The following is a 12915-nucleotide window of genomic DNA, read 5'->3' as shown; positions in this document are numbered from 1 at the left end:
AGCAACTCCGCTCGTAGACTCCTCAGCTTTGGTTGGGTCCCCGCCAGAAGGAAGTCTCCGCGATGTACTGCAAGCGAAGGTGCATCGATTACGACCTTCCGTTTGTTCCACACGTTCGAGGCCCATCTTTTCAGCAGATATCGACGGGACGCAGATCACACGATGGGCCTTCCGCGGTCATCTCAGCCCAGTCGGCAATGCGGCCGAGATGGTCGGAGGTGGCGACGGGCAGGCCATAGCCGCGCTTGCCGCCGACGCGTTGCGCTCTGCGCGGAAGCGGTCGGCGCGATGGATGAATCGCTGAAGAACACGGTCGAATATTTGAAAACGCGAAAGCAGTTCGACGTCCCAATCGGCAGTTTCCAGACCCTGCAGCACCGCGCCGCTGACATGTTCGTCGCTCTGGAGCAGGCGCGTTCGATGTCGATGTTTGCAACCATAGCCGTCGATATCGACGACGCGCGAGAGCGCGCCAGCGCGGTGGCAGCTGCGAAGTACCAAATCGGCAAATCAGGCAAGTTCATCGGTCAGCAGTCCATCCAGCTGCATGGCGGCATTGGCATGACCATGGAGGCTAGGATAGGTCACTATTTCAAGCGTCTGACCATGATCGAAAACACGTTTGGCGATTCCGAATACCACCTGCGGCGTGTTAGTGAGAGCGGCGGGCTGCTGTGGCCCCGTTGGTGACAACTTGAACTTGGGGCACAGTGATCTGCCATTCGCTTGGCGTGTTCTGGCAAGGACGGACCGATCACGCCCCTCGGGCGTGCCCGGTCGCGCGGTGATCGCTTCGTCTTTGCCTTGCATCGGCGCAATTAGCCTGCGTTCGATGTGGAGCAGGGCGCATTCGTCTTGCAAATGCTTTCTGAGGGCCTTCATAAGCAACTAGTGACTGATATGGTCGAACCGGCCGTTGATGTCGAACTCCAGCACCCAGTCCATCTTTCCGCACCGTTGCCGAGTGACGCCAATGGCGCCCAACGCGGAGTCCGCCGGGCCGGTAGCCGCCGGAATCGGGAAGGAAGATTTCTTCGAGTGCTTGTTCAATCTGCAGCTTGATGACCGTCTGCGCCACGCGATCTGCTACTGTCGGCAGCCTAGAATACGTTGTCCGCCGTTCTTCTTGGGCAACACAGCCCGAACTGCCGGTGGAAAGTAGCTGCCAAAAGACATTCGATTCCAGGCCTTGTAAAGGTTGCCCTTCAGTCCTCTCAAAAGCTTCGCGCGACACCAAATCCAGGCCGGCCGAGCCGCATTGGTTCTGACCAGTTGTAGCCCTTCATCACCCGTCTGCTTGTCGATATCGTACTGCTTACGTTCGGTTACACTCACATGTCCTCCTGCGCGTCACAGTTGCATATGGAGCAACCGCCCGTTTCGGTCCCTTCGCCCAGTTCCATTTCAGCACCTTCATCATTACTACGAGCCGATCCGCCCCAGTGTTGTGCTTCAGTACTCGCGTCTCGTGGTGTTTGCCGCTTGACTTTCTCCCTTGGCATCACAACGACTGGTTCCTACAATTCTCCACAATATCCTGTATTCAGATCGCGTCCCCTAAACGCCGGTCGCCATCCGCGCAGCAATCCAAGCGTCCCACGGATTGATCGCAATGATGGTACGCGCCCCTGATTTTGGCGACGGCTTGGAAATTTACGACGCATCGTACCAAGATCGATCTCGATGATGCCCAGGCTCTTCGACGCGCCGGCGCCGACGTCTATGGCGCCTCGGCAACATCCCACCTGAACAGCTGGCTCACATGAAGGCCGGGCTTAAGCGATGCTGCAATCAGCCGGCGTTTCTCGTCCTGCAACCACCGACGCTACTGCCGGCAAAATCGTCATAGCGCTTTGTCCTAGGATTACCCCTAGGACCTGCAGCGCTCGACTCCGTCAAACAAGGAGGTGCCGTCAGCGGAGGCATACCTTAATGGTAGTCTAGAAAACCCTCAACGAACAACCTGGTGTTGACGCGTGTCATCGGACGTGGACGTCGAACCGACAATGCCATACGGCATGATAATGCCCTTCCCTGCAAAGAAGCGCGTGAGCTACTTCATTAGCATTGAGCCGGCTGGCGAGGGGAGGCCTCACGGGAGTCATTAGGGATTTGCGCCATCAGCTGGATGCGAAAGAGTGAGGCGGCTCCGGTCACGCACAGAGAGCGCGCCCCGTGTCGAGATTTGCCCGACCAATCCATCCGGGACAAAGTTTCCGAGTATCTCGAGATGTGCAAGTGCCGCGTGATGAATGTGTCGCATTGCGACAAGACCTCGCTGTCATGGGCAGAGGCTGGCAGAAAACGTCCCGCCCTGCGGTATCGGTGGTCGGCCCACTAAGGTATCAAACACTTTCATCACGTCCTCGCGACGGCTCCGATTGGCAAACTGTCACCGATAGTCTTGCCTATCGCGGTAAGGTCTGGATAAGACACGTAGCGTGTAGAAGACCCTTGGAAACTCTATCTCACGTTCAGGACTTCATCAGAAACCACTTAGAATGCCGTTGCTACGAGCCGTTTCCTGAACCGCAGCAATAAACCCAGGTTTAAGGCCGAGTTGGACCACGGCGGCTTGGCGACGGATCCAGAACGACGGCAGCAAGTCTCCGGAACCTGCTTGATGATGACTCGTGATGTACCATCAGGAAAACCGCGCGCGAAGCTTTCATTTGATCTCTCCCCGACACGCACCAATCCCTGTTTTTGAGCCTGTGACCACCGGCTCAGCCTATTTTCATGATTCAGGGGAGTCTCAACGATCTAGTAGTCATTTGACGACTGAGCCGCGCACCTAGTTGGCGCAGGTGCGCTTCTGTGCAGACACACCTCGCGTGCCCAGTTGAAGTAGCAGGTGGCGAGGCATTCCTGTAGAATTCAATTACGGCTCCGAGCATGACTCGCCCGATTGTCATGCCAGTCATGCCGCCGACACTCAGGCGGTCAATCCATTGGGATAATCAACATGGTGCCTCAGCTCCTCGCTGGTTATCCACATAAGCCAATCCTCATCGACGATATCCTCCTCCACTAGGCGCAACGCCGATCCGCCAGGTTCATAGTGCGCTGTGAGATAGACGTTCTTGTCCCTTGACCACCGCGGCGCAAGTCCAAAAACAAAATCAGGGGCCCACATTGCAAAAGATACGCCGCGTACTATTCCCGTCATGATCTTGGGTATCCCCTGTCCTCTAAAGTCATTGCGCACCCAAACATCTCCGTGATAGACGACTTTCCCAGTGATGCTGCGCGCGCTTGGTGCCGTACAAATGCAGCGGTCCTGAGGATGCGCATGTTTGATCGGGTCAGCGTAAAATATCTTCAGAGATTCGAGATGATGTGCGAGGTTGCTGTCCGAAAGGTGATACAGTCGAGCAGCCTCTACAAGTGCAATCTCGTTATTCTTATCGACGCCGATTAGCCAGTAACCCTCGCCAAGTCTAATTGGCGAGCGGTCGGGCCGAAAAATTGGATAAGTCGGCTTCTTTGTTGCAAGCGTCCGTGTGATCGCCACATATTCATGGAAATCGAATCCAATCGAAAGCTTGATACCCTTTTGCGCGGCGGCGACGTCATACACTTGAAGGAACCGTGAAACTTGCAACGGATTCACTAAGCTAACCATGCTGCCCCTGCTGGCCGTGTGACAAGCCGTGTTCTTCTCTTCCACAGCGTGTTGTTCGCTAATAGTACATCTCCAACAATAAATCGGGATACTACCTATTCTGGTGAGACATTGGATTGTTGAGGACCGGAATACGGGAGTGCCGCCAGCGCAACCGGAACTTCTGATTAGAATTTATCCAGCCAGCTCGAGGTTGTGAGGGGACCTCTAGCCATGGCGTTTTCCTGCTCATTACGTGGATTAGCAGTGGATTCACTTCCCTGTCACCTTGGCGCTTGCCCTGCGAATGGAAGCTCCTGCGCCAAGGAGACGAGTCCGCTGGTCAGTAGGCTGCCGGACCTTCACGCAAGACCGTGATGGACCTCGCCGTGCTCGCGCGCTTGCGTCAATCAGGTGATCTTCATCGTATGCGCACCCATCAAGACGCCCTGGAAAGTCCCGCTCGCGTTGCCGCGCGCCAGCGGACCTCTTCGGCGGTGGTAGAAGATCTCTTCGATCTTTGGCAGCAGACCGTACGGCGGATCTCGGCAAATCAAGACTCGCTGAAGTGATCCGCCATGCCGTCTGGCGCCGTGCAATCTTCGAACGAATCCTCACCGATGGCCGCATCGAGCTCGACTTCAACATCGTCGAACTCGCCACGAGCGCACAAACAATCACGAGAAAGAACAGCCTCTTCGGGGCGGCGACGGCGGCCGATCACAATCGCAAAGCTGCTGCAGACGGCGAAAATGACCAACGTCGATCTACCCGTCCGCCTCGCCCTAACGCTTCAGCGTATCGCCAACGGCTAGCCGAGCAGCTAAATCGACGCGGCTTATGCCATGGAACCACGTCGCCTGAACGGCCTCTTCAGCTTGCCGCTTATATTTTCTTTGTCTCCCTCCGGTGAGGGCCGCCTTGCCGGGTTAACGTGAGTGCTGTGTAATAGCCCATAAGTTCGCAGCTCAAAATGTACGGCTTAAGGTTGTCAATACTGCCCGTCGCCGTCGCTGGACCGATAATGAGAAGCTCAAGATCGTTCTGCAGAGTTTGCAGACACCGCGCGCGGTCTCATCGACGCATCTCGCGCCGCTCATGATGCTGGACCAACCGCCGGTGCGCCAGTAGTTTTAGCGGGGGCAGCGAGCGGACGCATGGAGATTGTCGTAGGCAAGGACCTGTCGCATGATCGTGGACGCGGTCGTTGATATGACCGCGTTGTCTGCATAATGGATCTGCTGGAGCGGCGATGATCCCGCTCGCGGCAGGAGCGAGGATCTGGATCGCAGCCGGTCACACTGACGTGCGCAAAGGCGTGCAGGCTCTGGCGTGGCTGGTGCAGGAGGGGGCTGGGGCGAGATCCTTTTGCCGACGACGCCTTTGTGTTCCCTGGTCGTGCTGGCACCCTGATCAAAGCGCGGTGGTACGACGGGTCGGGCTGTCGATCTAAGCCAAGCGATTGGATCGTGGCCGCTTCATCTCCTATGGCCTTTTTCAACCGTTTTGAACACAGCTTCCCGACTGTCTCTTTGGGGACGGGGATATTTGATGCATACGATCCGCATGGGTGAGGACGCCGAGTGTGCTCGACGGTCGCTCAGGCTCCTATGCGGGGATCGATTATCCCATGATTGGTGCTTCGGAGGGCTGCCTCGCTCTGGCCACGGAGGTTGGCAACACGCCTGTCTAAGATAAACTCGAGGATTCCCTCTACCGCGCTCGGCGTCCTCTCTGATGCGGATCGTAGGATACATGGTCGATCACGCGCCTAGCGGGCTCGTTGGCCGATCGACCAAATGAAGCCGAGCAGCTCACGCGCAACTGCAGCGGTCGCGGCGACCGAGCGTTTTCCGCGCGTGGTCAGCTTCCGATAGCTGTTGTGAAGGCGTAGCTGAGCCTTCCAGGCCAGAGCACCGATATCTTGTGAAACTGGCGGGCAGCGCTCTTTCATCCGCTGCCGACCCTCGGTGTGGTGCGATAGCTCCGGGCGATTTCACACGGCACCGCCCGGCCATCGAGCTGCCGGCCTTGGTAATGCCGCGCGACCTTACCGTGCCGCCGCAGCTGTGCTGGCCGGGAGCGAGGCCAAAGTAGGCAGCGAGCTGCCGCGGATGCGCGAAGCGGGAGAGGTCTCCGATCTCGGCGAGCACGGTAGCGGCGACAATTGGACTGACGCCCTTCAATGCTTGCAGAGGCTGCATCTGCTTGGCCCAGGCGCAGCCGATGATCACTTCTCAGATTTGATGCTCAATTCCTGCTTGCGGCCTCATTATGCTCGAGCTCGTTGAGGTAGTTCTGGAACGCAATCTGTTGCGTCGGATGAGCGAACGTTCTGTTTCAGAGCCACATCCGGTGTCGGCGACTACCGACTCCAGGCCTTACCTTCGCAAGTCGCAACAGAGCACTGAACGACTGGATGCGGATGCGGTCTCGGCGCGCATCCTGACCGGCCGCGCGTCGCGCGGTAGCAGGTCGCGTAGTGCTTCATGAAGCGCGTCTGATACCCAGACATAGGTGAACGCACCGGCCCGGTGCAGACGAGCCAAAGCAATGGCGTCAGTGCCTGTCGTTCTTAATCCGCACGCCCGGCTTGCGGGGCGTGAGCGAAGGAGCGCACACTCTGCAGATCATTCCCTACACCGAGAGTTGACGCTGAACGTTGTAGCCGCATGATCCGGCCTCGTAGACGAAGACTCCATGTCGACGCGCCAGACCCGAGCGAGTTCGCCAATTGCCGCCGGATCGTTCTTGATCGTGCATGCCGAACCTCACCCGCTGTCCAGCATCCACATCGCGACAGAAATTGTCTCCTTGTGTACGCCGAGACCAACGAAGGTACAAACCCCTTGCATAGCAATCTCCTTCCTTGCCGGTTCTATCACCCGGCAACGCGCAGGATGCGATCCCGCACAAGAAAAGTCCAAGTCATTCGGCCGGCGACGTTGGACGGTGTAGTATGTCTGGCAACTCAGACGGAGTATTTTCGAGGCGACTGACTGGCGCAACCTCCAACGCAGTTGGCGATGGCAGAGCGCAGGATTGTTGCGCAATATCCCCGTGTGATTGCAAAAAGCGTGCCGCCAAAATCGAGGCTTTGCGAGTCCACCATTGAATGGGTGGAGATCCCGAGAAGCTGCCGGAAGATCTTAAGGCGCTGCAAGCGGCGTTGCTGGCGACGCGCGCCAAACTAGCCAGCTTTCGCGCCCAACAGTCCTGACAACCATACGCTGATCGCTCACCTAAAGCTGCAAATCGAAAAGCTGAACCGTGATAGTTATAGTCCTCGCTCGGAGCGTACCGCAAAGCTGCTAAATTAGCTCGAACTGATGCTGGAGTATCTCGAGGCCTCAGCAACCAAGGACGAAGTCGCTGCCGAAATGGCCGTGGCCAAGGCGACGAAGGTAGGCTCACGCACAAGAGGCGGTCGCGCAACCGTTCCCGGACCGTCTGCCTCGCGAGCACGTCTCATGCCGGGACCTGCGGCGTGCGCCTGCTGCGCCGGAGCGAAGTTGTCCAAGCTCGGAGAAGACATTACCGAGACGCTCAAAGTGAGGCTCCGCAAGCGCGTTGATCAGCGGGACTCAAAGCCGGCGATGACTATCGCGCCAGTGCAATGCGACTTGATGGCCTTTGCCCGAGAGCTCGGCGGTAGTCGGAAAGAGCGTGATCAGCGGGGCACTCATCGGGGCCACTATGTGCGGCGCAGGCCTGTGCCACACCGGCCATCGATGCTCGACCCCACATCTTCCCCCCATGTATGAACGGCTCGCCGCGGCTCCCAATTGTCCGCGGTCGATCTTTCTCCCGGCTGGAAGCGCATGCGCCTGGTCGGTTCAGCGGCCAAGGCGGTGCAGGCATGGGTGAAGAATTGGTGATCAAAGGCCGCTAGATAGCTGGTCAGCAGCACAGAAACCACACTATCGGATCAAGCTCCGTATCTTAGTACCTAAGCCCGACAAACTCATTCGCCCAATCCGAGCAAGCCGCTCGCCCTCTACGGCGCTCTTGAGGGCGCGCTCCCCAAGCGGCTTGTTCGGACTCGCGGCGGCTGATTCGGGAGACACTAAGGTGTACTTCGATAACATTGTCATCTGAGGCAACATAAGGGGACAGTTTCCGTGGCGCGCGACAGCTGAGCGCGGCCAAAGGCGGAGCTGCATAGTCTCGCTCTCGCGAGTCGTTGTCGAGGGCATGGGCGCTCACTCCTTTGATTACGGTACGGCCGCAGCCCCGAGCTGATGATGGCTGGCGTCACGGGCTGGCATAAGTGCAGCTTCGAAAAGTATTTCGGCTTGGTTTCGGACAAGGAGCGAGTCGTGAATGCGAGACGAGATCCTGCATCAGTGCGTCTTGGGCGGGACGCGCGCCCCCCCCGGGGATCCTCTCTGATTTGGTAGGTGTCTTGCTAAACTTAGTGGTTTACCTCGGAGTGGGTGAGCGAGTGAACGTCGCAATTTCGAAGCATAGGATGTAAGATGGGCCGCGGAGATCTGCACCAACCGCAGTGCTGTCCGGCTTTCGGTTATGTTTCAGAACGGCAATGTCGTCAGTACGCTGGTGGCCGCTCTGAAGACATTGCCAATGCCAGATATCGCTTCCTTGCTACGTCAACGGGCGGCGCACGGCTATCCAGGCCGTACAGGTCGCGCCGTCAATTGCGGTTCGGCACATGACCACAGTCGGAGCCTTGTCGCATCTGCGGGTCGTCGAGATCGGTAGCTCCGCCGCGACCAGCTATTGTGCGCGACTGTTTGCCGATTTCGGCGCCGATGTGCAGAAGGTCGAGCCGCCGAGCGGTGATCCCATACGGCGCAGCGAACCACTCACGCGCGGTGGCCAGAGTGCATGGTTTGCGTTTCTCAACGTCAACAAATCAAGCACTATCATCGATCCTGCCGAGCCGAATTCGCTCCAGCTACTTACGTCCCTAATCGAGGATTGCGACATTTTGGTCGATGGTCGCGACGTTGATCCCGCTGGTTGCCCGTCCATGGAGATCGGTCCAATCCGCCAGCGTCGGCCGGGATTGATCCATCTCGAAGCTAGTTGGTTCGGCGCCGAGGGACACTATGCAGGATTCGCCGCGACCGATTCCACTGTGCGAGCCCTAGCCGGCCTAGTGAAGTTGGCCGGACCTGCCGAAGGCCCGCCTTTGCACGCTCCAGATTTCCAGGCTGGTATTGTTGCGGGTCTCTGGGGCTTTATCGCCGCGGCTAGCTCGGCGGTTTCGCAAACGCAGGGTGGAGGCGGGCGGTCGTGGTCGGTCAGCATCTTCGAATCGAATATCACCCTGACCGAGTATCTCATGTTCGAGGCCTTTGCGCAGGGCGACGTCATGCGCCGGATCGGAATCAACCGCTTTTGGCCTAACTTTCCGACAGGCATATACCAGACAAAGTGCGGTTGGCTCGGCGTCACCACGGCCAAGCCGGAGCAATGGCGGGCATTCTGCGACATGCTCGATCTGCCCGAACTACGTGATGATCCGGCGCTAACCTTCAACGAAGGTCGGCTGCAGAATATCGAACAGATCGAACGGCAGTTAATCCCGAAGCTTGAAGCGCGGACTGCATTGCAATGGTTTGCGGAAGGATTGGCACGCAAAATCCCGATCGTGCCGGTGCCGGAAACATCCGATCTACTTCAGGACCCGGAGCGACTGGCTCGCGGCGCAATCGTGCCCGTCCGAACTGCCGAGGAAGCGGGACTGACTGTCGGTTCGGCGCTGCACTTGACATCGACCCCACCGCGCAGGGGAGGAAAAGTGCCAGCCGCTGGTGAACAGCAGGCGTACGTACCTAATCGAACAGATGCATCGTTCGCATTAGAGGCGCCGAACTGTATCGATGCTGATCGAAAACCTTTGCAGGGCGTTCGTGTCATCGACTTCACAATGGGCTGGGCCGGCCCCTTATGTACGCGCACACTGGCCGATCTCGGAGCAGATGTGATCAAGATCGAGGCCGTCCAGTATCCGGATTGGTGGCGCGGCCTTGATCGACGTCCTGGTTATGTAACGGACAAAATGTACGAAAAGGCATCATGCTTCAGCATAATCAATCGAAACAAGCGTGGAATCACACTTGACCTGAAGCATCCGCAGGGGACCGCTCTTGCTAAACGGTTACTGGCAGGCGCCGATATTTCGGTCGACAATTTTTCAGTCGGTGTACTGAGCAAACTCGGACTTGGTTTCGATGTACTCAAGGCTCTTAACCCTCGGCTGGTGATGATGTCGATGTCAGCATTTGGGACGAACAGCGTCTATCGCGATTGCCGAGCTTACGGCTCAACTCTCGAGCAGGGTTCAGGACTTCCCAGCGTAATCGGAAGCGCTGATGGGCCACCTGTTATGACTCACATCGCTCTTGGCGATCCCGTTGGTGGGGTGAACGGCTGCGCGGCAGTCCTAGTTGCATTGATTCACGCCCGCAGGACCGGACAAGGCCAGTTCGTTGATCTGGCGCAAATCGAATGTCTGATGCCGTTCGCTGCGCCATGGATCACCCTTCAGTCGATCGGCGGCTTGCCACCGCGCAGATATGGCAATCGACATCCGGAGTTCGTGCCGCATGGCTGTTTTCGGTGTGCAGGGGAGGACAAATGGATAATAGTCGCTGCGACTGACGAGGACATGTGGCAGAGACTTGCCAAGGTCATTGGTCGGACAGACTGGGCGACGAACGCATCGCTGAGATCTGCAGGGCCTCGTCGAGCCATTGAAGATGACATTGAGAGAAGCATCGAAGCCTGGACCATCGCCCGCGATGAGGATGATGCCATGGCGGAGTTGCAGGCGGCGAAAGTCGCATCGGGTGTGGCCCGCTTGCCAATTGATCTACTAAAGGATCGGCATCTTCGCTCGCGTGCATTTCTGCAGGAGATTGAACGCCCCTTCATCGGAGTCCATCCCCAGCCATCGATGCCAATTCGGGAGAACGCAGGTCCTTATCTAGTCCGTACAGCTGCGCCAACTCTCGGACAACATAACAGAGATGTATTATCAGAGCTTCTCGGGCTTTCTGACGATGAGATCGCGCAATTGGTAAAAGATCGCGTTATTGGTACATCGATGTTGTCCGAAGCAGAGCTCGCCAAGGAAAAGAACCTATCCGCGAACTAGGGCGGATGCCTTGGGGGCGCATGAATCGGGCATACTCGAAGGTCCATCTTCGCTCCTCCAGGATCGCGCTTTCTCAAACAACATTATCGTCCTCAGCCGCTGACACTCTTTTAAGAGCTGGCAAGCTTGAGCAGGTGGTAAATCAACCGCTCCAGTGTGATGAATGTGACGCGCGGGAACTAGCGAAGCAGGCCCGAACCCATGCTAGCCGGATGCCGCTCAACGCCGATCTAGCGGGTGTATTCTAGCGATCACCCGCGAATCCCAAGTCTGTAGCCTGCAAACGGCATTTCATTGATCAAGAACGCAACTTGCGCATGACTGTGGTGGGCAAAGCCCTACGTATCTTGATAGCTTCCTTGCCGCCGAGTCTCGGGTACTTTGGGTTGTCAGGAAGATCGCGTACCCAGACGAGTCCTTGCTTGCTCTCGTCACTTGCTTTGGCAGAGGTGATATATGGCTAGAGCGATTAGTACATCGCACAAGATGCAAGCGTTAGATGCGCTAGAATCAAACGTACGAACGTATTCGCGTTCATTCCCGGCCGTGTTCAGTCGAGCTCGCGGCTCGATCATGTTAACGGAGGATGGTCGAAGCGTCGTGGACTTCCTATCCGGAGCTGGAGCGCTGAACTACGGCCACAACAATCATCAACTCAAAGAAGCCATTTCCGACTACCTGGCATCAGACGCTGTCGTCCATGGTCTTGACCTGGCAACTCCCGCTAAGCTCCGGTTTATGGAGACCTTCAACGCGGTCATACTTGCGAAGCGAAAACTGAAGTACCGATTTCAATTCACGGGGCCAACTGGAGCCAATGCTATCGAGGCGGCAATCAAGCTCGCACGTAAGGTCACAGGACGCCAAAATATTATCTCATTCACGAATGGATATCATGGCATGAGCTTAGGCGCCATTGCCGCCAGCGGTAATCGCGCTTATCGCTCAGCCAGCGGCGTTGCTTTGTCGGGCGCAACATTCATGCCTTACGATGGCTACCTTGGTCCTGGTGTTGATAGAGCGGACTACTTGCAAAAGGTGTTGACGGACGAGAGTAGCGGCATCGATCGCCCGGCTGCCATTCTCGTCGAGACCGTACAAGGAGAAGGCGGCATAAACGTCGCCAGCAAGGAATGGTTACAGTCAATTCAAGCAATAGCGAAGAGCGCTGGCGCGCTATTCATAATTGACGATGTCCAAATGGGCTGCGGCCGGACGGGCCAGTTTTTTAGTTTCGACTTTGCAGACCTGTCGCCAGATCTCGTTGTAATGTCGAAATCCCTGAGCGGATATGGCCTGCCACTATCAATGGTTTTGATAAAAGAGGAGTTCGACGCGTGGCGGCCCGGAGAGCACACGGGCACGTTTCGAGGCAATAACCTTGCGCTTGTATCTGCAAGGGCCGCTATAGATCTTTACTGGCGAGACGAGATCCTCGCGCAGGAGGTGCTGCGCTTGGGAGAAGTTATGCGACGCCGGCTCGAGGCCATCGCAGTCAAGCACGGGAACAGTTTTAAGGTTCGGGGCCGGGGCATGGCCTTCGGATTTGACTGCCAAATGCCTGAAATCGCAGCAGCAACGACACGCCGCGCCTTCGAAAAGGGTCTGATCGTCGAACGATGTGGGCCCGTCGATCAGGTCGTGAAATTCCTGCCTGCGCTCACGATCCATCGTGAGACGCTCGATCAAGGCCTTGAATTGTTCGAGCAGGCATTGGATCAGGCTCTTAAGGAGATCAAGTCGTGGTGACGTCAAAGAAAACCTAGTAAAAAATGGGCCTACGAGAAAACAAGTATGAGGTTGCGGACTAAATCTACGGAAAAGAATTAACGCTTCAACTGCTCCTTATTGAGCGAGCTAAAACTTGTGCGTTACCAGCTCGTCAGCGGACGGCAGTTCCACATCCCGGCGTCATATGAAGTCACCGCAATGCATTGTTGTCGTTCCAGATCGTCGACTTTGGAACGAGCATCGACGGCGATCGTCGCACGCTAGGCAAGAATGATCGCGTCTGACCATACACCGAATTCAGCTGAAACCCACGCTAACTTGCAAGGATACGTCATCGCCTGAAAACGGATGCTGGCATCATCAATGACGAATGCGATGAGCTGCTCAAGACCTTGCTCGCCGATCTCGAAGAACCCCCGCGACAAGTTCGCCAACTACAATATCAGGCGGCCCA

5 protein-coding genes and 3 pseudogenes are annotated in these 12915 nt (G+C 57.0%); 5 read left to right on the top strand and 3 right to left on the bottom strand.

The annotated features are described in order from the left end of the window. Positions 1–255: 255 nt before the first annotated feature. Positions 256–690: pseudogene (locus XH92_RS35925) on the top strand (acyl-CoA dehydrogenase family protein); the annotation flags it as partial. A gap of 2245 nt (positions 691–2935) precedes the next feature. Here the strand turns inward: XH92_RS35925 and XH92_RS35920 are convergent. Continuing rightward, complete coding sequence (locus XH92_RS35920; protein WP_194456332.1) at positions 2936–3625, bottom strand: hypothetical protein; 690 nt, start codon at positions 3623–3625, stop codon at positions 2936–2938. A 431-nt stretch (positions 3626–4056) separates the two neighbouring features. Here XH92_RS35920 and XH92_RS35915 point away from each other — a divergent pair. Next, a pseudogene (locus XH92_RS35915) lies at positions 4057–4468 on the top strand (transposase); the annotation flags it as partial. A 950-nt stretch (positions 4469–5418) separates the two neighbouring features. On the opposite strand, the gene XH92_RS44050 reads toward XH92_RS35915, so the two are convergent. Further along, a complete protein-coding gene (locus tag XH92_RS44050; RefSeq protein ID WP_371818104.1) occupies positions 5419–5808 on the bottom strand; it encodes a transposase in 390 nt (129 codons plus the stop codon). Between the two features lie 911 nt (positions 5809–6719). On the opposite strand from XH92_RS44050, the pseudogene XH92_RS35905 reads away from it, so the two are divergent. The 3 genes and pseudogenes from XH92_RS35905 to ectB all read left to right on the top strand — a co-directional run. After that, positions 6720–7158, top strand: a pseudogene (locus XH92_RS35905) (IS66 family transposase); the annotation flags it as partial. A 1118-nt stretch (positions 7159–8276) separates the two neighbouring features. Next, positions 8277–10730, top strand: a complete 2454-nt coding sequence (locus tag XH92_RS35900) for a CaiB/BaiF CoA-transferase family protein (RefSeq protein WP_194456330.1) — start codon at positions 8277–8279, stop codon at positions 10728–10730. A 486-nt stretch (positions 10731–11216) separates the two neighbouring features. Then, complete coding sequence (ectB, locus tag XH92_RS35895; protein ID WP_194461585.1) at positions 11217–12479, top strand: diaminobutyrate--2-oxoglutarate transaminase; 1263 nt, start codon at positions 11217–11219, stop codon at positions 12477–12479. A gap of 242 nt (positions 12480–12721) precedes the next feature. Here the strand turns inward: ectB and XH92_RS35890 are convergent, their stop codons facing one another. Continuing rightward, positions 12722–12895, bottom strand: a complete 174-nt coding sequence (locus tag XH92_RS35890; protein ID WP_194456329.1) for a hypothetical protein — start codon at positions 12893–12895, stop codon at positions 12722–12724. Positions 12896–12915: the final 20 nt, after the last annotated feature.

Source organism: Bradyrhizobium sp. CCBAU 53421 (genome assembly GCF_015291625.1).
GTDB lineage: Bacteria > Pseudomonadota > Alphaproteobacteria > Rhizobiales > Xanthobacteraceae > Bradyrhizobium.
The sequence above is the reverse complement of the archived record's forward strand: the minus strand, read 5'-3'. Positions and strand labels throughout refer to the sequence as shown.

Coding starts and splice junctions, on each gene's coding strand:
- XH92_RS35920 (WP_194456332.1), bottom strand. CDS start 3,625: ATGGTTAGCTTAGTGAATCCGTTGCAAGTTTCACGGTTCCTTCAAGTG.
- XH92_RS44050 (WP_371818104.1), bottom strand. CDS start 5,808: ATGCAGCCTCTGCAAGCATTGAAGGGCGTCAGTCCAATTGTCGCCGCT.
- XH92_RS35900 (WP_194456330.1), top strand. CDS start 8,277: ATGACCACAGTCGGAGCCTTGTCGCATCTGCGGGTCGTCGAGATCGGT.
- ectB (WP_194461585.1), top strand. CDS start 11,217: ATGCAAGCGTTAGATGCGCTAGAATCAAACGTACGAACGTATTCGCGT.